The organism is Micromonospora sp. NPDC007208, assembly GCF_042869175.1.
Taxonomy (GTDB): Bacteria; Actinomycetota; Actinomycetes; order Mycobacteriales; family Micromonosporaceae; genus Micromonospora; species Micromonospora foliorum.
The window spans coordinates 524,070-549,641 of record NZ_JBIAFG010000003.1 but is presented as its reverse complement, the minus strand read 5'-3'; the positions used below and the strand labels follow the sequence as shown (position 1 = coordinate 549,641).

The 25,572-nt window shown below is 72.0% G+C and carries 24 protein-coding genes; 13 read left to right on the top strand and 11 right to left on the bottom strand.

The window, feature by feature from the left end:
* The 4 genes from ACFYL6_RS08915 to ACFYL6_RS08900 all read right to left on the bottom strand — a co-directional run.
* Positions 1-1,899, bottom strand: a 1,899-nt coding sequence (locus ACFYL6_RS08915) for a hypothetical protein (protein WP_387169436.1), incomplete at its 3' end; no start/stop codon positions are given.
* A 76-nt stretch (positions 1,900-1,975) separates the two neighbouring features.
* Complete coding sequence (locus ACFYL6_RS08910) at positions 1,976-2,284, bottom strand: cupin (protein ID WP_030329959.1); 309 nt, start codon at positions 2,282-2,284, stop codon at positions 1,976-1,978.
* Positions 2,281-3,231, bottom strand: a complete 951-nt coding sequence (locus ACFYL6_RS08905; RefSeq protein ID WP_387169433.1) for an LLM class F420-dependent oxidoreductase — start codon at positions 3,229-3,231, stop codon at positions 2,281-2,283. Before ACFYL6_RS08905 ends, ACFYL6_RS08910 begins: the two co-directional genes overlap by 4 nt.
* 2 nt (positions 3,232-3,233) lie before the next feature.
* On the bottom strand, positions 3,234-4,019 hold the full coding sequence (locus ACFYL6_RS08900) for an ABC transporter ATP-binding protein (protein WP_112601251.1): 786 nt from the start codon (positions 4,017-4,019) through the stop codon (positions 3,234-3,236).
* A gap of 269 nt (positions 4,020-4,288) precedes the next feature.
* On the opposite strand from ACFYL6_RS08900, the gene ACFYL6_RS08895 reads away from it, so the two are divergent.
* Positions 4,289-5,317: an ABC transporter substrate-binding protein gene (locus tag ACFYL6_RS08895; protein WP_387169430.1), complete on the top strand. Its 1,029-nt coding sequence runs from the start codon at positions 4,289-4,291 to the stop codon at positions 5,315-5,317.
* Between the two features lie 103 nt (positions 5,318-5,420).
* Positions 5,421-6,278: an ABC transporter permease gene (locus ACFYL6_RS08890; protein WP_387169427.1), complete on the top strand. Its 858-nt coding sequence runs from the start codon at positions 5,421-5,423 to the stop codon at positions 6,276-6,278.
* A 271-nt stretch (positions 6,279-6,549) separates the two neighbouring features.
* Here ACFYL6_RS08890 and ACFYL6_RS08885 read toward each other — a convergent pair whose 3' ends face one another.
* A complete protein-coding gene (locus ACFYL6_RS08885) occupies positions 6,550-7,680 on the bottom strand; it encodes an ABC transporter substrate-binding protein (RefSeq protein ID WP_387169530.1) in 1,131 nt (376 codons plus the stop codon).
* Here ACFYL6_RS08885 and ACFYL6_RS08880 point away from each other — a divergent pair.
* The 5 genes from ACFYL6_RS08880 to ACFYL6_RS08860 all read left to right on the top strand — a co-directional run bounded on the left by ACFYL6_RS08880 (position 7,631) and on the right by ACFYL6_RS08860 (position 12,785).
* Entirely contained in the window at positions 7,631-7,777 is a 147-nt protein-coding gene (locus tag ACFYL6_RS08880; protein WP_357253710.1) for a hypothetical protein, read from the top strand. The two genes, ACFYL6_RS08885 and ACFYL6_RS08880, sit on opposite strands and share 50 nt — an antisense overlap.
* A gap of 395 nt (positions 7,778-8,172) precedes the next feature.
* On the top strand, positions 8,173-11,322 hold the full coding sequence (locus tag ACFYL6_RS08875; protein ID WP_387169424.1) for a nitrate- and nitrite sensing domain-containing protein: 3,150 nt from the start codon (positions 8,173-8,175) through the stop codon (positions 11,320-11,322).
* Entirely contained in the window at positions 11,319-11,726 is a 408-nt protein-coding gene (locus tag ACFYL6_RS08870; RefSeq protein WP_007465177.1) for a roadblock/LC7 domain-containing protein, read from the top strand. Before ACFYL6_RS08875 ends, ACFYL6_RS08870 begins: the two co-directional genes overlap by 4 nt.
* Positions 11,727-11,815: 89 nt before the next feature.
* Positions 11,816-12,181 carry a DUF742 domain-containing protein gene (locus ACFYL6_RS08865; RefSeq protein ID WP_088950207.1) on the top strand — a complete coding sequence of 122 codons (366 nt, stop codon included), beginning with the start codon at positions 11,816-11,818 and terminating at the stop codon, positions 12,179-12,181.
* Complete coding sequence (locus ACFYL6_RS08860) at positions 12,162-12,785, top strand: ATP/GTP-binding protein (RefSeq protein ID WP_030329978.1); 624 nt, start codon at positions 12,162-12,164, stop codon at positions 12,783-12,785. The genes ACFYL6_RS08865 and ACFYL6_RS08860 overlap by 20 nt, the downstream gene beginning before the upstream one ends.
* A 44-nt stretch (positions 12,786-12,829) precedes the next feature.
* Here the strand turns inward: ACFYL6_RS08860 and ACFYL6_RS08855 are convergent, their stop codons facing one another.
* The 6 genes from ACFYL6_RS08855 to ACFYL6_RS08830 all read right to left on the bottom strand — a co-directional run bounded on the left by ACFYL6_RS08855 (position 12,830) and on the right by ACFYL6_RS08830 (position 21,086).
* Positions 12,830-13,918 carry a uroporphyrinogen-III synthase gene (locus ACFYL6_RS08855; RefSeq protein ID WP_091402337.1) on the bottom strand — a complete coding sequence of 363 codons (1,089 nt, stop codon included), beginning with the start codon at positions 13,916-13,918 and terminating at the stop codon, positions 12,830-12,832.
* A complete protein-coding gene (gene nirD, locus ACFYL6_RS08850) occupies positions 13,918-14,265 on the bottom strand; it encodes a nitrite reductase small subunit NirD (RefSeq protein WP_387169419.1) in 348 nt (115 codons plus the stop codon). Before nirD ends, ACFYL6_RS08855 begins: the two co-directional genes overlap by 1 nt.
* Entirely contained in the window at positions 14,262-16,799 is a 2,538-nt protein-coding gene (gene nirB / locus ACFYL6_RS08845; protein WP_387169416.1) for a nitrite reductase large subunit NirB, read from the bottom strand. The genes nirD and nirB overlap by 4 nt, the downstream gene beginning before the upstream one ends.
* Complete coding sequence (locus tag ACFYL6_RS08840; protein ID WP_387169413.1) at positions 16,796-18,235, bottom strand: FAD-dependent oxidoreductase; 1,440 nt, start codon at positions 18,233-18,235, stop codon at positions 16,796-16,798. The genes nirB and ACFYL6_RS08840 overlap by 4 nt, the downstream gene beginning before the upstream one ends.
* A complete protein-coding gene (locus ACFYL6_RS08835; protein WP_387169410.1) occupies positions 18,232-20,406 on the bottom strand; it encodes a molybdopterin oxidoreductase family protein in 2,175 nt (724 codons plus the stop codon). Before ACFYL6_RS08835 ends, ACFYL6_RS08840 begins: the two co-directional genes overlap by 4 nt.
* A gap of 446 nt (positions 20,407-20,852) precedes the next feature.
* Complete coding sequence (locus ACFYL6_RS08830) at positions 20,853-21,086, bottom strand: hypothetical protein (protein ID WP_387169408.1); 234 nt, start codon at positions 21,084-21,086, stop codon at positions 20,853-20,855.
* A gap of 362 nt (positions 21,087-21,448) precedes the next feature.
* Between ACFYL6_RS08830 and ACFYL6_RS08825 the strand changes: the two genes are divergently transcribed.
* From ACFYL6_RS08825 to ACFYL6_RS08800, 6 genes are all read left to right on the top strand, one after another.
* Positions 21,449-22,216, top strand: a complete 768-nt coding sequence (locus ACFYL6_RS08825; protein WP_387169405.1) for a helix-turn-helix domain-containing protein — start codon at positions 21,449-21,451, stop codon at positions 22,214-22,216.
* On the top strand, positions 22,207-22,404 hold the full coding sequence (locus tag ACFYL6_RS08820; RefSeq protein ID WP_196929499.1) for a DUF397 domain-containing protein: 198 nt from the start codon (positions 22,207-22,209) through the stop codon (positions 22,402-22,404). The genes ACFYL6_RS08825 and ACFYL6_RS08820 overlap by 10 nt, the downstream gene beginning before the upstream one ends.
* Positions 22,405-22,682: 278 nt before the next feature.
* Entirely contained in the window at positions 22,683-23,378 is a 696-nt protein-coding gene (locus ACFYL6_RS08815) for a class I SAM-dependent methyltransferase (protein ID WP_387169402.1), read from the top strand.
* A gap of 59 nt (positions 23,379-23,437) precedes the next feature.
* Positions 23,438-23,725 carry a DUF6364 family protein gene (locus tag ACFYL6_RS08810; protein WP_387169399.1) on the top strand — a complete coding sequence of 96 codons (288 nt, stop codon included), beginning with the start codon at positions 23,438-23,440 and terminating at the stop codon, positions 23,723-23,725.
* Entirely contained in the window at positions 23,715-24,008 is a 294-nt protein-coding gene (locus tag ACFYL6_RS08805; RefSeq protein ID WP_387169396.1) for a hypothetical protein, read from the top strand. Before ACFYL6_RS08810 ends, ACFYL6_RS08805 begins: the two co-directional genes overlap by 11 nt.
* Positions 24,009-24,148: 140 nt before the next feature.
* A complete protein-coding gene (locus ACFYL6_RS08800; RefSeq protein ID WP_387169393.1) occupies positions 24,149-25,531 on the top strand; it encodes a nitrate/nitrite transporter in 1,383 nt (460 codons plus the stop codon).
* Positions 25,532-25,572: the final 41 nt, after the last annotated feature.

Genomic DNA, 25,572 nt, shown 5'->3' with positions numbered 1-25,572 from the left:
GCTGGTCGTGCCCGTGCCCGCGCTGGTCGTGCCCGTGCCCGCGCTGGTCGTGCCCGTGCCCGCGCTGGTCGTGCCCGTGCCCGCGCTGGTCGTGCCCGTGCCCGCGCTGGTCGTGCCTGTGCCTGCGCTGCTCGACCCCGTGCCCGCGCTGGTCGTGCCTGTGCCCGCGCTGGTCGTGTCTGCGCCCGTCGGGGCGGTGACGGGGCTGGGAGCGCCCGTGTCCGTCGGAGGTGTGCTGGTCGCCTCCGTGTCGGTCACGGCCGCACTGGCCCGAGCCACGCTGCCGGTGGCCGGGATGGGCGTGTCCGCGCTGGTCGGCGCGCTGGGCGCGGCCGAGCTGGCCGTGCCTGCGCCAGGCGTACCCGTGCTGCTTGGGGCGGCGGCGGTGGCGGCGGCCTTGCGGGGCGTGCGCCCACCGGCCGGCCTGCCGCTGGTGCCCGTGGCCATGCTGCCGGTCGTGCCCGTGGCCATGCTGCCGGTCGTGCCCGTCGCCGTGCTGCCGGTCGGCTCGTCGACCGCTCGGCCACTCGCCGGGGTTGAGCCGTCGGTGCGTCCGGCCGTGGTGCTGGTCGCGGTGGTGTCGGTGACGTTGCTGACGTCGGTGCTGGTCGAGGGCTCGATCGTGGCCGGGCCGTCATCCCGACGTGCCGGGGGCGTCTGCCCTGCGGCGGTGAACTCACCGGTCGGCGCGGTCAGCCAGGCGTCGGACTGAGACGAAGCGGCGGGAGACGAAGCGGTGTGAGTCGGAGCGGCGGGAGACGGAGCGGCGGAAGACCGAGCGGCGGGAGTCGGACCGTGTTGGCCGCTCGCGGTGGTCTCCGGCCAGTCCCAGTGGGCCGGGACGGTGCGTACCCCATCGGGGTCGCCCTTTGCCCACGGACCCGCAACGACGCCGCCGGGCTGCGCGGTGGCCAGCTCGGCGTTTGTCGTCTCCGTGTCGGTGCGTTCGGCGGTGTCCCGGTCGTTCGACGCGCCGGGCAGCGCCGGGCCGGCGGGCAGTGGGCGCAGGATGGCGGTGGGCTCGATCGCCTCCGGATCGGCGGTACGGGTGCCCGTTGGCCAGCGCAGCAGCGCGGCGGCGGCCGCGCCGAGTGCTCCGGCGAGGATTGCGATCAACGAGCCGTAGTAGGGGCTTGCCTGGTAGCGGTCCACCGCGTCGCCGGGACCGGCGGTCAGGTAGGCGAACGCCACCAGCACCGGACCGGCCACTCCGGTGGCGCCGCTGACCAGCGGAGCCTGGCCCCGCCAGCGAGCCAGCCCGGCGGTCGCGGCGCCGGCCAGCAGCGCCACGGTGGGCAGCAGGAGCAGCGCCAGCCGCTGTGCGGCGGCGTCGTCGAGCCAGCTCGGCTCCAGTACGCCGAGCCGGACGGTCGGCAGTGGGCCGGTCGTGCCGAGCGACGGCAGGACGGAGATCAGCGCCAACAGCCAGACCACGCCGGCCACGGCCGCCATGTTCCAGCCCAGCTCGGGACGGAACAGGACGGCGATCGCCGCGCCCGCCCCGATCACCGCGCCGACCACGGCACAGATGCCCACCGCCCAGACCGGGTCGACGGAGATCAGCTCCGCGGCGCGAGCGGGCTGCATGCAGAGCGGGGCGATGACGGTGGCGCCGAGCGCTGCCGCGCCACCGACCGCCAACTGCCGGCCGGTGCTGGCCGCCGGGGCGTCGCGGCGGGCGAGGCGTCCGGTCAGGACGGCGCCGGCGACGGCGGCGTTCGCGGCGAACCAGCCCACCCAGACGAGCTGGGCCGGCCACTGGTTGACGGTCGTACCGGTGAAGGCGCCGGTCAGGCGGACGATGCCGAAACCGTACGCGACGCCGAGCTGGCCGGCTCCGGCCAGCACGCTCACCCCGAGCGCCGTGAGCAGCAATCTGCCCCAGGTCCGAAAGGCCATGTCCGGCACGTTACGCACCCGGTACACCCGATCGCCACCGGCGCGCCGCGCGGCACGCCGGTGGCCATCGGCGGGTCTACTTGAGTTCGACCAGCCGGGCCAGGTAAGTCGTATCCCCGACATTGGTCAGCATGTGCACCGCGCCCGGGTCCCGGTAGACCACTCCGCCGGTGGGCTCGTCGGCGTCGATCCGGGTGCCGTCGACGGTCTGTACGACGTTCTTGGCACCCTCGATCGCCACCACCAGATAGGGGTGGTCGTGCCGGTGCAGCGGTTGCCGCTCGCCCGGCTCGAGGCGGATGTGCCAGACCCGGACCCGGTCGTTCTCGTACACGATCTCCTGACCCACCGGTCCGAGTTCGGTTCCGTCGATCACGTCGGTCATCGTGCTCCGTCCAGTTGGGGCAGCACCTCGGCGGCGATCAGCTCGAGGTGGTCGAGATCATCGAAGTCGATCAGGCGTAGGTGGACCCGCGTGGTGCCGATCGCGGCGAACTCACCGATCCGCTGTGCGAGCTGCGCGGGGGAGCCGACCACCGGGTCCTCCGGTGGCAGCGCGCTCTTCTCGTGCAGGGGCGCGGCCCGACGCTGGGCCTCCGCGTCGGTGCGGCCGATGGCGACGACGATCCCGGCGGAGAGCACCAGCGGATCGCGCCCGGACTCCGTCCGTCCGGTGCGCTCACATGCCTCGCGCACCCGGTCGTACGCCTCGGCGGTGGCCGCCACGGATTTGAACGGCATGTTGAACTCGTCGGCGTACCGGGCGGCCAGTTCGGGTGTGCGCTTGGGGCCGCGCCCGCCCACGATGATCGGCGGGCCGGGCACCTGCACCGGCTTGGGCAGGGCGGGAGCGTCCAGCAGCCGGTAGTGGTCGCCGGTGAAGCTGTAGGTCTCGCCGAGCGGGGTTCCCCACAACCCGGTGATCACCTCAAGCTGCTCGGCCAGCCGGTCGAAGCGCTCGCCGACCGCCGGGAACGGGATGCCGTACGAGGTGTGCTCGCGCTCGTACCAGCCGGCGCCGATGCCCAGGTCGACCCGGCCGCCGCTCATCTGGTCGACCTGCGCGACCATCACCGCGAGGGGACCGGGCAGGCGGAACGTGGCCGACGTCACCAGGGTGCCGAGCCGGATCCGCTCGGTTTCCCGGGCCAGCGCGGCGAGGGTCAGCCAGGCGTCCGTCGGGCCGGGCAGGCCCGGGTCGGCGCCCATCGACTGGTAGTGGTCGGCGCGGAGGAAGCCCTCGTAGCCGCAGGCCTCGACCAGCCGGGCGAACCGGAGCTGGGTGTCGTAGCTGGCGCCACGGTTCGGCTCGGTGAAGACCGACACCCGCATGGTCAGTGTCCTTCCGCGCCGGCGGTGGCCGGCTGCTCGCGTTCCATCAACAGTTCGTGCAGGTCGGCACTGACCTGGGCGACGTCGGCGAGGTGGGCGTTGCGGCCCAGGGTGCGGGGCCGGGGGATGGTCACGTCGACGACCTTGCGGATCCGGCCGGGGCGGGGGCTCAGCACGACCACCCGGTCGGCGAGCAGCACCGCCTCGTCGATCGAGTGGGTGACGAAGACGATCGTCGGCTTGTTCTCCATGTGCACCCGCTGGAGTTCCCCGGAGAGTTCCTCGCGGGTGAGCGCGTCCAACGCGGAGAACGGCTCGTCCATCAGCATCACCCGGGGCTCACCGATCAACGACCGGCACAGGGACACCCGCTGCTGCATGCCGCCGGAGAGCTCGTGCGGCAGCCGCTTCTCGAAGCCGGCCAACCCGGCCACGTCGAGTAGTTGCCGGGCCCGCTCCCGGTGCTTGGCGCGGCTCCAGCCGAAGATCTCCACAGGCAGCAGGACGTTGTCCAGCACGGTGCGCCAGGGCAGCAGCGCCGGCTTCTGGAACAGCATGGCGATGTCCTGGCGGGGGCGGGTGATCGGCGTACCGGCGACGGTGATCTCACCGGCGCTCAGCGGGAGCAGCCCGGCGATCAGCCGCAGCAGCGTGGACTTGCCGCAGCCGGAGCGGCCGAGCACGGCCACGAACTCGCCCTCGGCGACGTCGAGGTCGATGCCGCGCAGCGCCTCCACCCGGCCGGATCGGCCCTCGAAGGTACGGGACACCCCGGACAGTCGGATCATCTCCGGCGTACCTCCGCTGAGTGGACGGTCAGGATGCGCCAAAGGCTAACCGCCCTGTCGAGGTATGACACCGGCTGGGGTGGTCGTCAGGTTGTATCCGTTCCGCAACCCGATACGCCTGGCGTCGCAACTGTGGGTTTCTCGTACGCTGTGCCCGCGAAGAGTCCCCTCACGACGGCGGCGCCCGGCTTCCACCCCTCCCGCCGGCCCGTCACGACAACCCCCTCCGGTGGCCTGCCGGCCCCGGTCGGAAAGGACATGGTGCACTGATGAGAAGGCTGACCCGTACGGTCGCTACGGCCGCGCTGGCCACCGCCCTCGCCCTTGTCTCCGCCTGCAGCAGCGGGTCGGATTCGGCCGACGATGCAAAGGGCGGCGACGGCAAGCTGGAGAAGGTGACCTACCTCACCTCGTTCGGTAACTTCGGCCGTGACTCCTACGCCTGGGTGGCGAAGGACAAGGGCTTCTTCAAGGAAGCCGGCTTCGACGTCGAGATCAAGGCCGGCCAGGGCACCGGTGGCGTGATCCAGACCGTCGTCGGCGGCCAGGCCGACTTCGGCCCGATCGACCTCACCGGCGGCCTGCTCCAGCTCGGCAACGGCCAGGCGAAGGACTTCACCGCGGTGGCCGCGATCCAGCAGCGCACCATGGCGGGCATCGCCACCGTCGAGGGCAAGAACATCAGCTCGCCGAAGGACCTGGAGGGCAAGAAGCTCGCCGACACCCCCGGGTCCGTGGTCCGCAACCTCTTCCCGACGTACGCCCGGCTCGCCGGCGTGGACGCGACCAAGGTGACCTGGGTCAACGGTGAGGCGCAGAACCTGATCGGCACGCTGGCCAACGGGTCGGTGGACGGCATCGGTCAGTTCGTCGTCGGTCAGCCGACGATCGAGGCGGTGGCCAAGAAGAAGGCCGTCATGCTGCCGTACAGCAACGTGATGCAGGACCTCTACGGCAACGTGCTGATCACCTCCTCGAAGATCGCCAAGGAGAAGCCCGAGATGGTGAAGCGGTTCACCGCGGCGCTGCTCAAGGGCCTGGAGTACAGCCTGGCGAACTCCAAGGAGGCCGCCGACATCCTGAAGAAGAACGTCGACGCCACCAACCCGGTCTCCGCCGCCGCCGAGCTGGAGCTGATGGCCGCGTACGTCCGTTCCGGCAACACCGGCACCGCGATCGGCACCCTGGACAGCGGTCGAGTCGCCAAGAGCATCGCCATCCTGCAGGGCGCCGGCGCGCTGAAGCAGAACATCACCCCCGAGCAGATCATCGACTTCAGCCTCGCGCCGAAGGCCTGATCGTCCGGTCGTCATCAGGGGGTACGTCCCGCCGATCCCGGTGGGGCGTACCCCCGTCGCTCGTCGGCCCCCGGCGGGCCGTGAGATTTCGAGGAGGACAGGAATGACCGACGTCCGGTCAGCGGACCCGGCGGTGACGGAACCCCCACCCCCGAGCGCCGGCCCCGAGGCGGGGCGCGCGGGTCGAGGTGCGGGTCTTCGGGCCGGGGCCGAGGTGGCGCTACCCGCGGTCGGCATCCTGATCGCGCTGGCGGCGTGGTGGCTGATCGCCCGACTGGAACTGGTCCACCCTGTCGCCCTGCCACCGCCCGGCGACGTGTTCAGCGCGTTCGTCGAGAAGCCCGCCCAGATGCTGGAGCACACCTGGGACACGACGCTGGAGATCCTGACCGGGTTCGCCCTCTCGGTGGCCGCCGGTGTGCTGCTCGGGCTCTCCCTGGCCAGCTCCCGCACGGTGGAGCGGATGTTCACGCCGCTGCTGGTCGCGGTGAACGCGGTGCCGAAGATCACGCTGGGCCCGCTGCTGGTGGTGGCGCTCGGCTGGGGTCAGAAGCCGATCCTGACCATGGTGTTCCTGCTCTGCTTCTTCCCGATCGTGCTCTCCACCGCGACCGGGCTGACCACCACGCCGGCCGACCTGGCCGAGTTGGTGCGATCCTGGAACGCCTCCCGCTGGCAGGCGTTCCGCAAGGTGCGCTTCCCGGCCGCGCTTCCGCAGATCTTCGTCGGGCTCAAGGTGGCCATGCCGCTGGCCGCGATCGGCGCGGTGATCGGTGAGTTCCAGGCCGGCGAGAGCGGCCTCGGCTACGTCATCACGCAGTACGCCGGCATCGGCGACGCCGCCACCGCCTGGGCGGCGATCATGCTGGTGGCGCTGGTGAGCATCCTGCTCTACTCGGCGCTCCTGCTGATCGAGCGGTTCGCCCTCCCCTGGGTACGAGAAACCACCAGCAGCCGCTGACCCAACAGAAGAATCAATCACAAGAAACGCGAAGGGCCGGCCCCCACATGGAGGCCGGCCCGTTCCGTCAAAGCCGCAGGTGAGAAGGGTGTGGCCGACCGCGCCCGGCGGAGGGATCAAGCCTGACCGCCCGGGGGCGGGGGGGGGGCCCCCCCCCCCCGGGCGCGGCCCCCCCCCCCCCCCCGCGCGGGCCCCGCCGCCCCCCCCCCCCCCCACCCCCCACCCGGCACACGACGAACCCCGGCGGACGAGACCACACGAGGCCCGAGCGTTACCCAGCCAACCGCCAGCGGCCGTTGCGGGCGACAAGCGTGGTGAGCGCCTGCGGCATCAGACCGCTGTGGTTGTCCGGCGTCATGCGGATCGGGCCGGACAGGCCGTCCATCTGGGACGTCTCCAGCACGTCCCGGATGCCGTTGCGGTCCACCTTGCCGATCTCACCACCGGCGCGCAGTTCGGCGTCGGCGATCAGCTGAACCGCGTCCGCGGCGAACGAGGAGGACCCGTTGTAGCCACCGAAGCGTGCCGTGTAGTCCTGGAACCACTGCCGCCGCGCCGCCTTGGCCGGCGTGGTCGCGATCACGTCGTCGATCACCATGGTCTGCGTGAAGATCAGCGTGGCCTTCTCGGTCGCCTTGGCCGCCGAGCCGAGGAAGAGGTCCCCAGCCGCACCCGCGTCGAAGTAGATCGACCCCCGGAAGGTGGTCTGCTGGGCGGTGGTGGCGGCCAGTGTCGCCTGCTCCGGCGGGGTCCAGAAGACCATCGCGTCGGGCTTGCCCGAGGCGAGCTGCTGGACCTGCTGGCTGACGTCCGTGTCGGTGGTCTTGATCCGCTGCTGGCGGAGCGAAATGTTGACCTTGTCCAGTTCGTTCTTGAGCGCGGTCGCGCCCTCCTGGCCGTAGTCGTCGTCGCTGACCAACATCCCCACCTTGCGGATGTTGTTGCGGCGTAGTTCGGTGGTCAGCGCGGCGGCGCTGTCCGGGGCGTTAGGGCCCAGCTTGAACACGTAGCGCCGTTCGGCGGCCGGCGCCGCGATCGCGCCGGAAGCGGCTAGCGCAATGGTGGGAATCCGCTTCTCGTTGATGGTCCCGACCGCACCGACCGCGCATTCGTTGCAGCCACCCATGATGATGGCGCTGACCCGAGAATCGCTGCTGAAGTCGACGATGTTGCGAAGTGACTCGGCCGAGTCGGAACGGTTGTCCTTCACCTTGAGATCGATCTTCCGGCCGTTCAACGCGCCGGAGGAGTTCAACTGCTCGACCTTGAGTTCGAGGGCGCGCTGGTATGTCCGGCCAACCGTGGCGGCGGCGCCGGAGAGTTCGAGGTCGGCAGCGATCACGATCGGACTCGTGTCCTGCTCCGCTCCGCCAAACTGGCAGCCGGTGAGCGTGGTGGCCACTACGGCCGATGCGAGCGCCGCGATGGTCGCGGAGCGGATGGGGCTCAACTCAGTCCTCCAGGTGCGGGCGCGGGCGCTGCCCGGTCACCGCCGCTAATCCGTCCTCAGTGGAGGACGGGATCTCCTCTGCCGTACGGTGTGCGCGAAGCCTGCAAAACCTTGCCAATGGCCGGCGCTGTGGTCAAGCGCGGACCCCGGCAGCATTTTCGGGACGGCCATCCCACATGCTGGGGTAACGCAATGTTTGCAAAAGCTCACTTTGCATACACGCGTGACCACTCTGGAGTTACATGCCCTGTTCAGGGGCTTGCGGAAATGAAGGTATCAGTTGCCCGGATCACGGGATGCGCTCCGTCCGACCGTTTCCTACCTCACTGCGGCTTCCCAAACAGGATCATCTCTGATGAAATCGCGGCCGTGCCGCGCGTGGTCCCCTCCGCTTACGGCATGGCTCGGCGGCTCAGGCGGGGAAGAAACGACGGAGGCGATGTCGTGAGCACCGGACCGACGACCCTGCCCGCGCTCGGCGACAGCGGTCGGCGTACGCGCCGACGGATGCCGAGACTGCGTGACGCCCGGATCCGGTCCAAGTTGGCACTGATTCTGGTCGTTCCGGTGGCAGCGGTGATCGCGCTGGCCACGGTCCGCCTGATCTCGGTCGGTGAGGGTGCCTTCGACGCCACCCAGGCCCGGTCACTGACGGCCCTCTCCGTCGACGTCAGCGCCCTCACCCAGGACCTCCAGGCCGAACGGATGGCCGCGGCCGCCTACCTGGCCAGCCCGCAGCAGCCGGCCGACGCGTACAACCTGCGGGTCCGCCAGACGCAGCAGCAGGTGGACGAGTACCGGGCCGAGCGGGGCCGGGTCGGCGAGGTGCCGGCCGCCCTGCGGGACCGCCTGACCGCCATCGACGACCACCTGGCCACCCTGGACGGTACCCGTCAGGAGGTGCTGGACCGCCGGCAGATGGCGGTCGCCGAGGCGGTGCTCCGCTACGGGGTCATCCTCACCGACCTGGTCTCGTACGGTGACGGCCTCGCCCAGTTGCCCGGCGACGAGAGCCTGGCGGACAGCCGCCGTGCGGTCTCCGCCTTCGCCCGCGCCAAGGCCTCCGTCGCCGAGGAAGAGGCCGTCGCCTTCACCGCGCTGACGGCCGGCCAGCTCGACTCGGAGCAGTTCTCCTCGTTCGTGGCAACGCTGACCAGTCAGCAGGAGGCGCTGGTCGCGTTCTCGCTGGCCGCCGACCCGGTGCAGCGCGCCCTGGTCGACAGCACCGTCTCCGGCGACGCGGTCGGCCTGGCCGACCGGGTGGCCACCGACATCACCCGCTCGGTCGGGCAGCGCCCGCTGGTCACCGCGCAGGACGCCACCGCGGCCATCGGCGCCGTCAACGACCTGATGCGCTGGGCCGAGATCCAACTGCAGGACCGACTGCTCCAGCAGGCCGACCAGGCGCGCTCGGACGTCATCCGGCAGGCCGTGGTCGAGTCGGTCCTGGTGCTGCTGACCCTGATCATCGCCGTGTCGCTGGCCGTGGTGCTGGCCCGATCGCTCAACCACTCGCTGCGCCGGCTGCGGGAGGGCGCCCTCTCGGTGGCCAACCACGACCTGCCCGACGCGGTGCAGCGGCTGCAGAACATGGGCAGCGTGGGTGACGGCGGGGTGGACGAGATCGTCCGACAGGTCCGGGACCCCATCCAGCTCAACACCCGCGACGAGGTCGGTCAGGTTGCACTGGCCTTCAACGTCGTACACCGGGAGGCGGTGCGGGTCGCCGCCGAGCAGGCGGCACTGCGTACCAGCGTCTCGGCGATGTTCCTCAACCTGGCCCGCCGCAGTCAGACCCTGGTCGACCGGATGATCGGCGAGCTGGACGCGATCGAGCGCGGCGAGGAGGACCCGAAGCGGCTCGCGCAGCTCTTCGAACTGGACCACCTGGCCACCCGGATGCGCCGCAACGACGAGAACCTGCTGGTCCTGGCCGGCGCCGACTCCGCCGTACCGCGTCGTGACGACGCGTTGGTGGTGGATGTCCTGCGTGCCGCCCAGTCCGAGGTGGAGCTGTACAACCGCATCGAGTTCGGGACGGTCGACACCGACATCTCGGTGGCCGCGCACGCGGTCAACGACGTGGTACGTCTCGTCGCCGAACTCCTCGACAACGCCACCCGGTTCTCGCCGCCGAACACCACGGTGGTCGCCGACGGTCGGCGGATCCGCGACTACGTCCTGATCCAGATCGAGGACCGTGGGCTCGGCCTCACCGACGAGCAGCTCGACTCGCTCAACCGGCGGTTGGCCGCCCCGCCGAGCGTCGACGTCGCCGCGTTCCGGCTGATGGGTCTGGCCGTGGTGAGTCGGCTCGCCTCCCGCTACGGCATCCGCGTGGAGCTGCGCCGCAACGTCGAGGGCGGCACCGTCGCCCAGGTGACGTTGCCCGCCGCCACGGTGGTGCTGCCCAGCAACCGGGGCCGCGAGCAGGTGCTCACCCGGCCGCGTCAGCCGATGGCCGTGGAGCAGACGCCGCTCACCCCGGTCGGTCACACCGAGCAGTTCGCCGGTGCCGCCACGACGGCGGCGACGCTGCCCGACCAGTGGCGGACCAGTACGCCGGCGCCCGCCCAGTGGCAGTCGCCGCTGGACTCGCGGGACACCACCCCGGCCGTGCAGGCGGGTGGCTACACCGGTCCGCGCTCGACCATGCCGCCGGCACCCGCCGCCCCCGCGCCGGCCGCTCCGGCACCCGCCGCCCCGCTTCCGCCGGCACGGCCGGCCTACAGCAGCGGTGCGGGCGCCTCGCTGGGCAGCCCGACCGTGGCCTACCCGACCGTCGACCCGCTGCCTCGGCGCGGTTCCACCGCGGATGCCGCCGACGGGCGCGGTGTTCAGGGCCTTCCGGTCGGGCCGGTCGCCGGGCCGGGCGCGGTGGCACCGCCGGCCCCGCCGTCGGTGCCGGCCGCACCGGTCAGCACCCGGCCCGACTTCCCCGCCGAGGCTCCGATCTTCCGGGAGATGGAGGCGGTCTGGTTCCGGTCGCACGGAGACGACGCCACCGCGATCTTCACCCGGCCCAACTTCGACGAGCCGCCCGCGCCCGCCACCAAGGCGGCCGACGCCGGTCTGCGTACCGGCAACGGGGGCCAGCCGAGCGCCGCGCCCGTGCCGGCCGCGCCGCCGGCCCGGCCGAAGCTGCCGACCCGTACCCCGGGTAACTCCGACGGCACGGCCACGCCGGGCGCCGCAGGTCTCGGGACCACCATGGACGGTTTCGGAGCACGGCCGTCGGCACCACCCTCGTACAACCCGCCCCCGGCCAGCCGGACGGCTCCGGCCGCCCCCGCCCCCGCCCCCGCGCCCGCCCCCGACCCGGAGGCCTGGCGTACGGCGGCGGACGAGGGTTGGTCCCGGGCCAGCCGGGCGGCCGAGCCGGCTCCCGCCGGAACCACCCGCTCCGGGTTGCCCAAGCGGGTGCCGCAGGCACAACTCGTGCCGGGTGGCATCGAACCGAAGAGCGGCCGGGACCGCAGCCGGCGGACCCCGGATGAAGTACGTGGTCTGCTGTCCGCCTACCACCGAGGTGTGCAGCGCGGTCGGACGGCCGGAACGGACCTGAACAGCACCTCGACCAAGGAGAGCCGATGAACAGGCCAGCTGCCATGCAGGACATGGGTTGGCTGCTCACCAACTTCGCCGACAGCGTGGCGGGCATCGCCCACGTGGTGGCGGTGTCCGCCGACGGGCTGCTGCTCGCGTCCTCCCGGGATCTGCCGGGGGACCGGGCGGACCAGCTCGCCGCGATCACCTCCGGGGTGGTGAGCCTGACCGAGGGCGCGGCCCGGATGTTCAGCGCGGGCGGGGTGTTGCAGACAGTCATTGAGATGGACAGCGGGTACCTCTTCCTGATGTCGATCAGCGACGGTTCTTCGATGGCCGTGCTGGCCGCGCGCAGCTGCGACGTGGGCCAGGTGGGCTACGAGATGGCGCTGCTGGTCGAGCGGGTTGGTGCCGCGCTGGTGCCGCTGCCGCGCGACGCGGTGCGTTCTTAGGACCGGAAGGCGGCGCCCGTTCCGGGCGCCGGACCAGGGACGAGAGGCGGCACAGTCCGGCTCCGCAGGGGACGAGGAGGTGATCGGGGATGGACCAACGACGCGTTGACCCGCGTGGCGCGCTGGTGCGTCCGTACGCGGTCACCCGTGGTCGTACCGAGCCCCGGCAGGACATCGCTCTTGAGGCCGTCCTCACCGCATCTCTCACCCAGGTCGCCGAGTCCCGCTTCGCCGGGCACGACAAACACCGCATCGCCACGGTCTGTGAGGGCCGAGCGCAATCGCTGGCGGAGATCGCCGCGTACACCCGGATGCCGCTGGGCGTCGCCCGGGTGTTGGTCGCCGACATGGTGGCCGAGAGCCTGCTGACGTTACACACTGCTGCTCCCGCCGAGGGGTTCGAGGAGCGGATGGAACTGCTTGGAAGGGTGCTAAGTGGACTTCGCAGGCTATGACCCCGCAGGGGGGCGGCCGGGCCGGGGAATCGTCTCCGCGAAGATCGTCGTCGCGGGCGGCTTCGGCGTCGGTAAGACGACACTGGTCGGGGCGATCTCCGAGATCACACCGCTGACCACCGAGGCGTTGATGACCGCGGCGGGTGTCGGCATCGACGATCCGTCCAAGGTGCCGGGCAAGGAGACCACCACGGTCGCCATGGACTTCGGCCGGATCACCATGGCCCAGGACCTGATCCTGTACCTCTTCGGTACACCGGGTCAGACCCGGTTCTGGTTCATGTGGGACGAGATCATCCGGGGGGCGGTGGGTGCCGCCGTGCTGGTGGACACCCGCCGGATCACCGACGCGTTCGCCCCGCTGGACTACTTCGAGAACCGCAACCTGCCGTACGTGGTGGCGCTGAACAAGTTCGACGGCGCACCGCAGTACGAGGCCGAGGAGGTCCGCGAGGCGCTGGCCATCTCGCCGCAGGTGCCGCTGGTGATGACCGACGCCCGGCAGCGGGACTCGGTCAAGCAGGTGCTGGTGACTGTGGTCGAGCACGCCATGCTCCGGCTCCAGTCCGAGCACGGGCGGGGCTTCCCGACGCCGGTCGGCTGAACCGTCGCGTCACGGCCGGCTCGCGACGGCCGGCCGTGACGCCTTCAGTCGACCCGGAGCCGGTAGCCGCGCTTCACCACGGTCTGGACCACGCGGGGCGCGCGCAAGCCGGCCCGTAGGCGGGCCACGGCCATCTCCACGGCGTGCTCGTCCGCGCCCCGGGGCAGTGTCCGCAGCAACGCCGTGCGGGACAGCACCCGGCCCGGGGACTGGGCAAGCGCCCGCAGCACCGCCATCGGCGCGGGCGCGAGTGGCCGCAGCTCGCCGTCGATCACCGCGGCGTGCCCGCGCAACGTGAGCAGGTGCCCGCCGGCCTTGAACGTCACCGTCCGGCGGGGCAACTCGTCGACGATCGTCCGCACCAGCGCGCCCAACCGGGCCCGGCCGGGCGCGCTCACCGGCACCCCGCGCCGCAGCAGCGGCTCGGCGGTCACCGCGCCGACGCAACTGGCCAACACGTCGCTGCGCAACGCGGACAGCACCGCGTCGGTGCGGTCACCGGCGGCCCGCAGCAACGCCTCGGCCGCCGGCGCCGAGGTGAACGTCACCGCGTCCACCAGCCGGCCGGCGATCAGGTCGATCAACCGGTGCAGCGGCGCCGGGTCGGTGGGCGGCGCCCAGCGGTAGACCGGCACCTCGATGACCGTGGCACCGGCCGCCTCCAGCGCGAGCGTGCACTCGGGCTGCCGCTCGCCGTGCAGCTGCATGGCGATCACCTGCCCGGCCACGCCCCGCCGGCGCAGGTGGTCGACCACCTCGTCGCAGCTCTCCGAGGCGGGCGACCACTGGTCGTGCAGCCCGGCCGCCCGGATCGCACCGCGTGCCTTCGGCCCGCGCGCCACCACGTACGAGCTGGCCAGCACGGAGCGCAGCGGCTCGGCCAGCCCCCAGCCCTCGGCCGCCTCCAGCCAACCGCGCATGCCGATTCCGGTGTTGGCCATCAGGATGTCCGGCGGCTGGTCGAGGCAGGCGCGGGTCGCCTCGCGCAGCTCGGTGTCGTCGGACAGCGGCACGATCCGCAACGCCGGGGCGAGCACCACCCGGGCACCCCGACGTTCGAGCAGCGCGGCCAACTCGTCGCGCCGCCGGTCGGCGGTCACCCCGATGGTGAAGCCCGCCAGTTCTTCCCGCATCAACCCTCCTGTCGCAGCCGCACCTCGACCAGCCCGTTGCGGCAACGCGCGTCGTGTCGGGCCACGGCCACCCCGGGCAGGTCGAGGCAGTGCCCGCTGCGCAGGTCGTACACCTGCTTGTGCAGCGGTGAGGCGACCGTCGGCACTCCGCCACGGCTGCCGACGATGCCCCGGGACAGCACGTACGCCCCGGAGACCGGATCGCGGTTGTCGATCGCGAACAGCCCGTCGGCGGTGCGGAAGAGGGCGATCTGCACCCCGTCGACCAGGGCGGCGACGCCCCGGTCCGGTTCCAACCGGTCGAGGAGGCAGACGGTGGTCCAGGTCAGGGTGAGGGTCTGGGTCATCGCCGTACCTCCGGTAGGCCGAGGGTGACCGGTTGCCGACGGTGACCGTTGGTCGGCTCGGATCCGGTCGGGGAATGGTCGCGTACGGGCACTGGCTGGCCGCGTTCCCGGGTGAAGGTGATCGACGGGTCGGGCACGTCGGGGGCGTTGACGAAGGAGGTGTAGCGGCGCAGCCGTTCCGGGTCGTCCAGGACGTCGCGCCACTCGTCGGAGTACGACGACACGTGCCGGGCCATCGCCGCGTCGAGGTCCGCGCAGAGCCCGAGCGAGTCGTCCACGATCACCGAGCGCAGGTGGTCCAGGCCGCCGTCCATGGCCTCGATCCAGCCGGCGGTGCGTTGCAGCCGGTCGGCGGTGCGAATGTAGTAGATCAGGAATCTGTCGATCAGCCTGATCAGCGTTTCTGTCGACAAATCAGTGGCGAACAGGTCGGCGTGCCGGGGCCGGAAACCGCCGTTGCCGCCGACGTAGAGGTTCCAGCCGGTCTCAGTGGCGATGATGCCGAAGTCCTTGCTGCGCGCCTCCGCGCACTCCCGGGCACAACCGGAGACCGCCGACTTCAGCTTGTGTGGCGCACGCAGCCCGCGATAGCGCAGCTCCAGGGCGACGGCCAGCCCCACCGAGTCCTGCACCCCGTACCGGCACCAGGTCTCGCCCACGCACGACTTCACGGTGCGCAGCGCCTTGCCGTACGCGTGCCCGGACTCGAAGCCGGCGTCCACCAGCCGCCGCCAGATCTGCGGTAGCTGCTCCACCCGCGCCCCGAACAGATCGATCCGCTGCCCACCGGTGATCTTCGTGTAGAGCTGGAAGTCCCGGGCGACCTCGCCGATCACGATCAGCTTCTCCGGGGTGATCTCGCCGCCCGGAATCCGGGGCACCACCGAGTAGCTGCCGTCGCGTTGCAGGTTGGCCAGGAAGTGGTCGTTGGTGTCCTGCAACGACGCCTGCTCGCCGTCGAGCACGTGCCCGCTGCCCAGCGAGGCGAGGATCGACGCCACCACCGGCTTGCAGATGTCGCAGCCGCGGCCCCGACCGTGCTCGGCGACCAGCCGGGAGAAGGTGCGGATGCCACGGACCCGGACGATCTCGAACAGCTCCCGCCGGCTGACGTCGAAGTGCTCGCAGAGCGCGCTGGACTGCGCCACCCCGGCCGCGTCCAGGAGCTGCTTGAGCATCGGCACGCAAGAACCACAGCTGGTGCCGGCCCGGGTGCACGCCTTCAGCGCCGGCACGTCCGCGCAACCGTCGGCGATGGCGGCGTCCACGTCACCCCGGGTCACCGCGTTGCAGGAGCAGACCTGCGCGGTGGCCGGCAGCGCCCCGGCGTCCGCGCCGCCGCCGTCGGGCGCGAGCAGCGCCAGCGGCGCGGCCGGCAGCGGGCCGCCCACACTGGCGCGCAGCGTCGGGTACGCGCTGGCGTCACCGACCAGCACCCCGCCGAGCAGGGTGTGCGCGTCGTCGGAGAGGACCAGCTTCGCGTAGACCCGGGTGGCCGGGTCGGTGAACGTGACGTCCAGGCAGCCCTCGGTCGCGCCGTGCGCGTCGCCGAACGAGGCCACGTCGACGCCGAGCAGCTTGAGTTTGGTGGCGGTGTCCGCGCCCGGGAAGGTCGCCGCGCCGCCGACCAGCCGGTCGGCCACCACCTCGGCCGTCGCGTACCCCGGCGCGACCAGACCGTGGCAGGTGCCGTCGACCGCCGCGCACTCCCCGACGGCCCAGATCCGCTCGTCGGCGGTACGACAGGTCGCGTCGACAAGCACCCCGCCGCGCGGGCCCAGCGGCAGGCCGGCGTCCCGGGCCAACTGGTCGCGGGGTCGGATGCCGGCGGCCACCACCACCAGGTCGGCGTCGAGGGCGGTGCCGTCGGAGAGTTCCAGGGCCGCGACACCGCCGTCCGGGCCTGGACGGATCGCGGTGGTCGCCACCCCGAGATGGGTCCGTACGCCCAAGTCGTCGACGTAGCGGCGGAGCATCGCGCCGCCGGCCTGGTCCACCTGCACCGGCATCAACCGGGGCGCGAACTCGACCACGTCGGTGCTCAGGCCGAGCAGCCGCAGGGCGTTCGCGGCCTCCAGGCCGAGCAGCCCACCACCGATCACCGCGCCGGCCCGCCGGCCCTGCGAGTACGCCCGGATCGCCGCCAGGTCGTCCAGGGTCCGGTAGACGAAGACCCCGGGCAGCTCCGTGCCGGCCACCGGCGGCACGAACGCGTACGACCCGGTGGCCAGCACCAACGCGTCGTAGCGGTACTCGCCGACGGCGGTGGTCACCACCTGCCGGGCCCGGTCGACGGCGGTGGCCGGTTCGCCGAGTCGCAACCGCACCCCCTCGTACGGGGTGTGCAGGTTGAGTTCGCTCTCACTCACCCCGTCGAAGTACGCCGAGAGCCGCACCCGGTCGTACGCCGGGCGCCCCTCCTCGGCCAGCACTGTCACCCGCCAGCGGCCCTCCGGGTCACGGGCACGCAGCGCGTCCACGAAACGCTGCCCGACCATGCCGTTGCCGATGACGATCAGATCGCCGCCGCTCATCGCGTCACCTCCACCGATTCCGCCTGGCTCAGCCAGTCGACGATGCCGCTTACCGCGTCCCGGCATCCGCCGCATCCGGTGCCGGCCCGGGTCGCGGCCACCACCGCATCGACCGTCCGGGCGCCGGAGCGCCAACTTCTGACGAGTGCGCCCTTGCTCACCGTGTTGCACTGGCAGACCGTGGCCGCGTCCGGCATCAGCGCCGGTGAGGCGGCCGGGGTCGCGTCGACCGCGCCGAGCGCCCGGCCGAGCAGCAGCGCCCGCCGGTCACTCGGCACCGGCTGACCACGGTCGAAGAGTTGGATCACCGTGCCGACCGCCGGGTTGTCGCCGAGCAGGATCGCGCCGATCAGCCGCTCGTCCCGGATCCGCAGCCGGGCGTACGTGCCCCGGGTCGGGTCGGCGAAGGTCAGCTCCTCGCCCGGCCCGCCACTGGCCGCGTCACCCATCGACGCGAGGTCGATCCCGGCGGCCTTCAGCCGGGTCACCGCCGGCCGGGGCCGGTACCGGGCCAGTGGGTCCGTGCCGGTCAGCACGTCCGCGAGCACCTGGGCCTGGGCCCAGGCGGGCGCGACCAGCCCGGTGAGCACGCCGTCGTGCTCGGCGCAGTCGCCGATCGCCGAGATGGACCGGTCGGTGGTGCGCAGCCGGTCGTCCACCACCACACCGCGCCGCACCGTCAGGCCGGCGGCCTGCGCGAGGGCGGTGTCCGGGCGTACACCGCAGGAGAGCACCAGCAGATCCGCGTGCAGCGATCGGCCGTCGGCCAGGTCGAGGCGGACACCGTTGGCGTCCGCGGCCACGCCGGTCGCCGACACCCCCAGTTGGACGGTGACGCCGAAGCCGGCGAGCGTGCCCGCGAGCACCGCGCCGGCCACCGGGTCCAGTTGCCGTTCCATCAGGTGCTCTCTCGGGTGCACCACGGTGGTGGCCAGCCCCCGGGTGGCCAGCCCTCGGGCGGCCTCCAGACCGAGCAACCCGCCGCCGAGCACCAGCGCGCTGCGGGCGCCGTCGGCGGCGGCGAGGATCCGCCGGCAGTCGTCCAGGGTCCGGAAGGGAACCACCCGCTCCGGCAGGTTCGCCGGGTCGAGGTCGGGCAGCGGCGGCACCACCGCCCGGGCGCCGGTGGCCAGCACCAAATGGTCGTATCCGATTCGTTCGCCGTCGTCGGTGCGGACCTCGCGGGCGGCCCGGTCGACGGCGGTCACCGGTACGCCGCTGCGCAGGTCGACGCCGTGCCCGGCGGCTTCGGTCAACTCCACGTCCGGCTCGTCGATCCGGCCGGCCAACAGGGTGGAGAGCAGGATCCGGTTGTACGCGCGGTGCGGCTCGGCCCCGAGCACGGTGACCTTCCGGTCTCCCGCCCGGGCGTGCAACTCACCGGCGAGGCGCGCGCCCGCCATCCCGTTGCCGACGATGACCACCCGGGCGGTCATGCCTTCTCCACCCGGACCGCGCAGATCTTGAACTCGGGCATCCCGGAGATCGGGTCCACCGCGTCGTTGGTCACCGAGTTGGCGCGTCCCGCCCCCGCGTAGTGGAACGGGGCGAACACGGTGTCCGGTCGGATCCCGGCGCTGAGCCGGGCCGGAGCACGGAACTCCCCTCGGCGGGAGGTGACCCGCACCGGGTCGCCGTCGTCGATGCCCAGCCGGGCGGCCAGGTCGGGGTGCAGCTCGACGAACGCCTCCGGGGCGGCACGCCGCAGCGCGGACACCCGTCGGGTCTGAGTGCCCGACTGGTACTGCGCCAGCACGCGGCCGGTGGTGAAGTGCAGCGGGTAGGTGGCGCAGACCTCCTCGGCGGCCGGCCGATGGTCGACGGCGTGGAAGCGGGCCCGGCCGTCCGGGGTGGCGAACCGGTCGGCGAAGAGTCGTGGCGTGTCCGGACCGTCCTCGGTCGGGCAGGGCCAGTACACCCCGTCGTCGGCGTCGATCCGGTCCCAGCTGATGCCGGCGTAGTCGGCGGCCCCACCGGCCGAGGCGCGGCGCAGCTCGGCGAAGACGGCAGCCGGGTCGGCCGGGAACCGGGCCGCCGCTCGCACTCTGGCCGGGTCGGCGTCGGTCGGGTCGACGGCCGCGGACTCGGTCTCGGTCTCGGTCTCGGCCAGCCGGGCCGCGAGCGCGGAGATGATGGCCAGGTCGGTCCGGACGCCCGGCGGGGGCGGGCGTAGCGCGCGCCGGCGCAGCACACGACCCTCCAGGTTGGTCATGGTTCCGTCCTCCTCGGCCCACTGGGCGGTGGGAAGCACCACGTCCGCCAGCGCGGCCGTCTCGGAGAGCAGCAGGTCGGCCACGACCAGCAGGTCGAGGTCGCGCAACCGGCCCTCGATCCGGGCCGCCCGGGGCGCGGAGACCACCGGGTTCGAGCCGAACACCAGCAACGCGCGCGGGCCACCCGGAGTGCCGAGCGAGTCGAGCAGTTGGTAGGCGGGCACTCCCGGACCGGGCAGCTCGTCGGCCGGCACGCCCCAGACCCCCGCGACGTGCTCGCGGGCCGCCGGGTCGTCGATCTTTCGGTAGCCGGGGAGCTGGTCGGCCTTCTGCCCGTGCTCCCGCCCGCCCTGGCCGTTGCCCTGGCCGGTGAGGCAGCCGTACCCCGAACCGTCGCGGCCGGGCAGACCGAGGGCGAGAGCGAGATTGACGTACGCGGTGACGGTGTCCACCCCCTTGGCGTGCTGCTCGGCACCGCGCGCGGTCAGGATGATCACCCGACCGCCGGTGCCCAGCGCACGGGCGGTCTCCTCCAGGTCGGCCACCGGCACACCGGAGAGCTGTTCCGCGCGGGCCGGCCACCAGGCGGCGACGCCGCGGCGGACCGCGTCGAATCCAGTGGTGCGGTCGGCCACGTAGGCCCGGTCGACCCACCCCTCGGTGAGGGCGATGTGCAGCAGCGCGTTGGCCACCGCGAGGTCGGTGCCGGGCAGCGGTTGCAGGTGCAGGTCGGCCTGGCGGGCGGTGGCGGTGACCCGGGGGTCGATGACGATCAGTTTTCCGCCGTTGCGGCGCTGCTCGGTGAGCCAGCGCACCAGCGGCGGCATGGTCTCCGCCGGGTTCGCCCCGACCAGCAGCAGGGTGTCGGCCCGGCCCAGGTCGGCGAGGGGGAACGGCAGCCCTCGGTCGATGCCGAAGGCGCGCATCCCGGCGGCCGCCGCCGAGGACATGCAGAACCGACCGTTGTAGTCGATGTGCCGGGTGCGCAGCCCGATCCGGGCGAACTTCCCCAACGCGTACGCCTTCTCGTTGGTCAGGCCACCACCACCGAAGACGGCGACCGCGTCCCGGCCGGCGTCGTGCTGGACCGCGCGGATGCCCGCGACCACCCGGTCGAGCGCGGTGTCCCAGCTCGCCGGCTGCAGTTCGCCGGTGGCCGGGTCGCGCACCAGCGGGGTGGTCAGCCGCTCCGGGTGGTCGAGGAGTTCGGCGGCGGTCCAACCCTTCTGGCAGAGCCCGCCCCGGTTGGTGGGGAACTGCCGCGGGTGGACCGTCACCCCGGCGTCGTCCGCGCGCAGCGTCATCCCGCACTGCAGGGCGCAGTACGGGCAGTGCGTCGCCACCTCCCGGGGCATCAGCCCCGGTGGAGTTGCCGACCGCGCACCGTCTGTCATGTCGGGAAAGCGTGCCGGCGGGCGGTTTCCGGTCCGGGTCCCTTCTGTTTCGGTCCTGTCAAGTGGGGCTCACACCGCACAGGGGCAGCGGGTGTGACGGGTGGGTGACGGCGGCCGCCTCGGACGGATGCTCGACCAGCTCGGCGGTAGCGGACCTCATCCCGTTGGGAGCGGTCAGCGCAAGTCGACGCGGCGCGGTCGGCGGCTCAGGGACAGCCAGCCCAGGAACCGGGCGTGAAGCGCTCGCGGGTCAGGACGAACGCCGAGGGAGTACAGGTCGTCGACCGCGTCTTGCATTTGCGCTGCCAGATAGAACGCCAGGGCGATCGAATGGCCGTAGAACTCGGTCGCGAGGTGAAGCTGAGCCGGCGCGCACGGCCAGGGAGCGGCGCAGTTACGGCAGAGCCACGCTGGACGCATCGGGTGGTGCGGACGAGGGCGGCGGGTCATCCGATCCTCACCCGACTGCGCATGACGGGCGCGCGGGTGGTTGGGCGACGGGCCGCCGGGGCGGGCGTTTCCAGCCAGATCAGGCCTGCGGGCATCACGAACAGGGACCGGCGCGCGACCGCATCACCATTAGCGGCCAGCTCGTAACCGTCGATCCACAGCCACCCGTCGTACGTCGGCCAGTCGAGAACGCGAATTACCCGAACGAAGATCGGGTGCAGGAACTGCACACTCGCGGCGTGGGTCAGGTGCAGGACGTCAGCCGTGTGCGGCTTCCGCGGTTCTGGCCTCGGCTTGGATTTCCGATCGGGCGGCTCATCCGGCACGGCGCTCTCCCCTCGTCGTCACTGTGGAAGGGGGCCGCCCCGTGCGTGCTCGCCCGCGGAGATCTTGGACAGTTTCCGTTACGCGAGAACGGAAACTGTCCAAGATCTCGGCAGGTCAGGGGCGGCCCCGATACGAACGCGTCCGCCGGGTTTCGTGATCCCTACCGGCCGCGCCGTCTGATCCCACCTTGCGGCCAGTGACGGGACAAGAACAGCCCGTAGCGATATGGTCGCGAGACATTCCGCGCATCCGATGGGGGGAAGTCGTGAACGATGCGTTACGCGCCGCGCTGGCCGAGACGGGGCACTCGATTGAGTCCCTGGCAGGGTTGGTCGGGGTCGATCGGAAGACGGTCGCGCGCTGGCTGAACCACGACCACATTCCCCACCCCCGGCACCGCGAGGCGGCGGCGAGTGCGCTCCGACGGCCCATAGGGGACATCTGGCCGGACACTTCAAGACGCCGCGAGCCAATTTGGTTCCGACCATGGCAAGAGATCGAGCGCGAGGCGATCTCGCTGCGGTCGTTTCAGTCGACAGTCCTCCCCGGCCTGCTCCAGACCGAGGCATACGCTCGCGCCGTGCTCGCCGGAGCCGACGTCATCGCCCGCAGTGACGTCGAGCGGCACCTAGCCTCACGACTCGCTCGGCAGAGCATCCTGACCCGTGAGGACCCGCCACACTTCACCGCCGTTGTTGACGAAGCCGTGCTGCGGCGGCCAGTCGGCGGACGAACCACCATGCGCGAGCAGGTGCAGGCCCTCATCACCGCGTGCGTGGCTCCGCACGTCCGCGTGCACATCGTCCCCTCGACCGTCGGTGCGTACGCTGGCCTGAACGGTCCCTTCGTGATCGCAGTGGGGCCCGAGCATCGGGTTGCCGGCTACCTCGACAATCAGCTTCAGGGACAAGTCGTTACCGGTGCCGAGGACATAGCGGCGATGCTGGCCGCGTGGGAGAACGTACGCGGCGAGGCGTTGTCCCACTGGCAATCCGTCGACCTACTCACGGAGATGGCGAAGACATGGAACTGACCGGCGCGCGGTGGCGTAAGAGCACCCGCAGCAGCGGCAACGGCGGCGACTGCGTCGAGGTTGCGGACAACCTGCCTGGCATCGTTGGTGTGCGGGACTCGAAGGACCCGGCAGGGCCGGCGTTGGTCTTCGGGCCCACGGCTTGGCGGGCGTTCGTCGGTATGGCGAAGGCACACGACCCGGCCTGACCAGCATTGATGCAAAGGCCCTCGGCTCCTAAGCCCTAGGAGAGCGCCGGGGCCTTTCGCGTGTCCGGGGTCAAGCACGCCGCCAGGCAGCGCAAGCGCGGCCAGATGGACCACGCCGACCGTTCTCGACGGTCCCCGGCTCCACCGCGGCGGAGCCGCGGTGACTTCGCTCGCGCTGAGAGGTGCGAGCCGGACGCTTTGGAGCTGATCGCTGACGACATCAGCGTCGGTCGCCGCTTATAATGTGGGAAAACTGTCTCAAAATATGGGAGACGACGATGAGCGTGACGGACGTGTTCGACGCGGTGGCCGGCACCTACGACGAGGCGCGCCGGCGACTGATTCCCTGCTTCGACGCCTTCTACGGCACCGCCGTCCAGGTGGCCGCGCCGCCGTTGCGCGCCGCGCTCGCCGCCGGGCGTACCCCGGAGGTGTTGGATCTGGGCGCGGGCACCGGCCTGCTCTCGCTGCTGCTCTCCGCCGCGGTGCCCGGAGTCCGGCTGACCCTGGTGGACGGAGCCCCGGCGATGCTCGCCCGCGCCACCGACCAGTTGGACGCGCGGTCCGTGCCACACCGCACGGTCCGGGCCGACCTGGCCGACGAGCTGCCGCCGGGCCGGTACGACGCGGTGGTCAGCGCCCTGGCGATCCACCACCTGGACGACGCCGGCAAGCGCGCGCTCTACCGGCGGGCCGCCGCCGCGCTGGCGCCGGGCGGGGTGTTCGTCAACGCCGAGCAGGTCGCCGGCCCGACCCCGGCCCTGGACCGGCGCTACGACGAGGTGTGGTTGGAGCGGATCACCGAGTTGGGCGCGTCCCCGGAGGAGATCGCGGCTTCCCGGGAACGGATGCGTCACGACCGGCCGGCGACTGTGGCCGACCAGTGCCGGTGGCTCGCCGAGGCGGGGCTGGTCGACGTCGACTGCTACTTCAAGGAGTGGCGCTTTGCGGTGTTCGGTGGTCGGGCCGGGTAAGCCCGGCGGAATGTGCGTTTCGCCGCCCGGGGGCGAGCCGATGAACGCGGGGATGACTGATGGTCACACCGGTGGGTAATCTGCTCGGCATGACTGCCAAGGTGACTCTCTCGTTCACGGACGAGACGATCGAGGAGGCGCGGCGGTTCGCCAAGCGTGAAGGCCTGTCGCTCTCCGCGTGGATGGACCAGGCCGCCCGGGAGAAGGCGCTGCGCGAGGTCTTCACCGCGCACGCCGCCGCCGTGGGCCGCGCCGGCCTTGACCTGGAGGCCGCCGCCCTCGCCGACGCCCGCGAGGTGGGCATGGTCAACGACCTGTTCTCCGGCGGACGGCCGCGTGCTGCGTAGGGGTGAGATCTGGCGCATCGAGGGCGCCCGGGAACGCCTCGGCCTCGTGATCAGCTCGGACGTCTACAACTCCACCGACGTGCCCATCGTGATCGTGGTCGAGGTGGTCGAGGAGTCACTCCTGCGGGACTCGCCGCTCGCCGTGTCGATGGGCCGGTACGTGGTGATGCCCGACCGGATCTCCTCGCCCATGAAGAAGTGGTTCACCGCGTGCGTGGACGTCGCCGACACCGACACCATGCTCCGGGTCGGCCGCGCGCTGCGCATCCTCCAGCAGGTCTGACCGCCCCCCGGGTGGCGTGCTCACCATCGCCGCCGGCCGGTGGTGCGATAGCCGTTTCCGGCCCGACCCGCGACGGGCACTGCCAGGTAACCGGACGTTCCTAGCGTTTCCCCTCGTCACATCGACGAGGAGGAGCCGCCGTGAGCACGCTCACCAGCACCGCAGTCACCGCCGAGCCGCCTGCCGTCACCGGTCGCCGGCAACCGCTGCACGACTGGCGCCCCGAGGACCCGGACTTCTGGCGAACCACCGGCGCGCCGATCGCCCGGCGCAACCTCTGGGTCTCGATCTTCGCGGAGCACGTCGGCTTCTCGGTGTGGAGTCTCTGGTCGGTCACCGTGCTCTTCCTCGGCCCCGCGTACGGCCTCGACCCGGCCGGGAAGTTCCTCCTCACCGCCGTGCCGGCCGCACTGGGCGCGGTGCTGCGGCTGCCGTACACGCTGGCGGTGGCCCGCTTCGGCGGACGACGCTGGACGATCATCAGCGCACTGCTGTTGCTGGTGCCCGCGGTGCCGATGACGGTGCTCCTGGAACCGGGGGTCTCCTACACCACCCTGATGGTGCTCGCCTGCCTCACCGGTGTCGGTGGCGGCAACTTCGCCTCCTCGATGGCGAACATCAACCTGTTCTACCCACAGCGGCTCAAGGGTCGGGCGCTCGGGCTCAACGCCGGCGGCGGCAACCTGGGCGTACCCGCCGTGCAGTTGGTCGGCCTGGCGGTCCTCGCCACCGCGGGTGCCGCGTACCCCCGGTTGGTGCCGGCGGTCTACCTGCCGCTGATCGTGCTGGCCGCGCTGGCGGCGGCCCGCTGGCTGGACACCGTGCCCGGGGCGCGCAACGAGCCGGGCGCGTTGCGCGAGGCGGCCCGCGACCCGCACACCTGGGTCATGTCGCTGCTGTACATCGGCACCTTCGGCTCGTTCATCGGCTTCGGTTTCGCCTTCGGTCAGGTGCTCCAGCTCCAGTTCGCCGAGCGGTTCCCCACCCCGGTCGACGCCGCCTGGCTGACCTTCCTGGGCCCGTTGGTCGGCTCGCTGATCCGGCCGCTGGGCGGGCACCTCGCCGACCGGTTGGGCGGCGCCCGGGTCACCTTCTGGAACTTCGTGGCGATGGCGGCCGGCGCGAGCACCGTGCTGTACGCGGCCCGGGAGCGATCGTTCGGGCTCTACCTGACCGGGTTCCTCGCCCTCTTCGTCTTCTCCGGCGTCGGCAACGGCTCCACGTACAAGATGATCCCGGCGATCTTCCGAGCCCGGGCGGCGGACGCGGTGGACGCGGGACGCCTCGACCCGGAGGCCGCCGCGCGGTGGGCCCGGCGGATGACCGGCGCGTTGATCGGCATCGCGGGCGCGATCGGCGCCTCCGGTGGGGTGCTGGTCAACATCGCGTTCCGCCAGTCGTTCCTCAGCTCGGGCAACGCCGACGCCGCCTACCTGGCCTTCATCGGCTGGTACGCGTTGTGTTTCGCGATCACCTGGGTGGTCTACCGTCGTCCGCGACCCGGTCGACTCGCCAACGTGTGAGCTGAGCCACCCTCGGCGCGTCGGCGCGCGGCACCGCACCC

Excerpts from the sequence above, each read along its gene's own strand:
- ACFYL6_RS08910 (WP_030329959.1), bottom strand. The coding sequence starts at position 2,284 with ATGACCGACGTGATCGACGGAACCGAACTCGGACCGGTGGGTCAGGAG.
- ACFYL6_RS08905 (WP_387169433.1), bottom strand. The coding sequence starts at position 3,231 with ATGCGGGTGTCGGTCTTCACCGAGCCGAACCGTGGCGCCAGCTACGAC.
- ACFYL6_RS08900 (WP_112601251.1), bottom strand. The coding sequence starts at position 4,019 with ATGATCCGACTGTCCGGGGTGTCCCGTACCTTCGAGGGCCGATCCGGC.
- ACFYL6_RS08895 (WP_387169430.1), top strand. The coding sequence starts at position 4,289 with ATGAGAAGGCTGACCCGTACGGTCGCTACGGCCGCGCTGGCCACCGCC.
- ACFYL6_RS08890 (WP_387169427.1), top strand. The coding sequence starts at position 5,421 with ATGACCGACGTCCGGTCAGCGGACCCGGCGGTGACGGAACCCCCACCC.
- ACFYL6_RS08870 (WP_007465177.1), top strand. The coding sequence starts at position 11,319 with ATGAACAGGCCAGCTGCCATGCAGGACATGGGTTGGCTGCTCACCAAC.
- ACFYL6_RS08865 (WP_088950207.1), top strand. The coding sequence starts at position 11,816 with ATGGACCAACGACGCGTTGACCCGCGTGGCGCGCTGGTGCGTCCGTAC.
- ACFYL6_RS08855 (WP_091402337.1), bottom strand. The coding sequence starts at position 13,918 with ATGCGGGAAGAACTGGCGGGCTTCACCATCGGGGTGACCGCCGACCGG.
- nirD (WP_387169419.1), bottom strand. The coding sequence starts at position 14,265 with ATGACCCAGACCCTCACCCTGACCTGGACCACCGTCTGCCTCCTCGAC.
- nirB (WP_387169416.1), bottom strand. The coding sequence starts at position 16,799 with ATGAGCGGCGGCGATCTGATCGTCATCGGCAACGGCATGGTCGGGCAG.
- ACFYL6_RS08840 (WP_387169413.1), bottom strand. The coding sequence starts at position 18,235 with ATGACCGCCCGGGTGGTCATCGTCGGCAACGGGATGGCGGGCGCGCGC.
- ACFYL6_RS08835 (WP_387169410.1), bottom strand. The coding sequence starts at position 20,406 with ATGACAGACGGTGCGCGGTCGGCAACTCCACCGGGGCTGATGCCCCGG.
- ACFYL6_RS08820 (WP_196929499.1), top strand. The coding sequence starts at position 22,207 with ATGGAACTGACCGGCGCGCGGTGGCGTAAGAGCACCCGCAGCAGCGGC.
- ACFYL6_RS08815 (WP_387169402.1), top strand. The coding sequence starts at position 22,683 with ATGAGCGTGACGGACGTGTTCGACGCGGTGGCCGGCACCTACGACGAG.
- ACFYL6_RS08810 (WP_387169399.1), top strand. The coding sequence starts at position 23,438 with ATGGTCACACCGGTGGGTAATCTGCTCGGCATGACTGCCAAGGTGACT.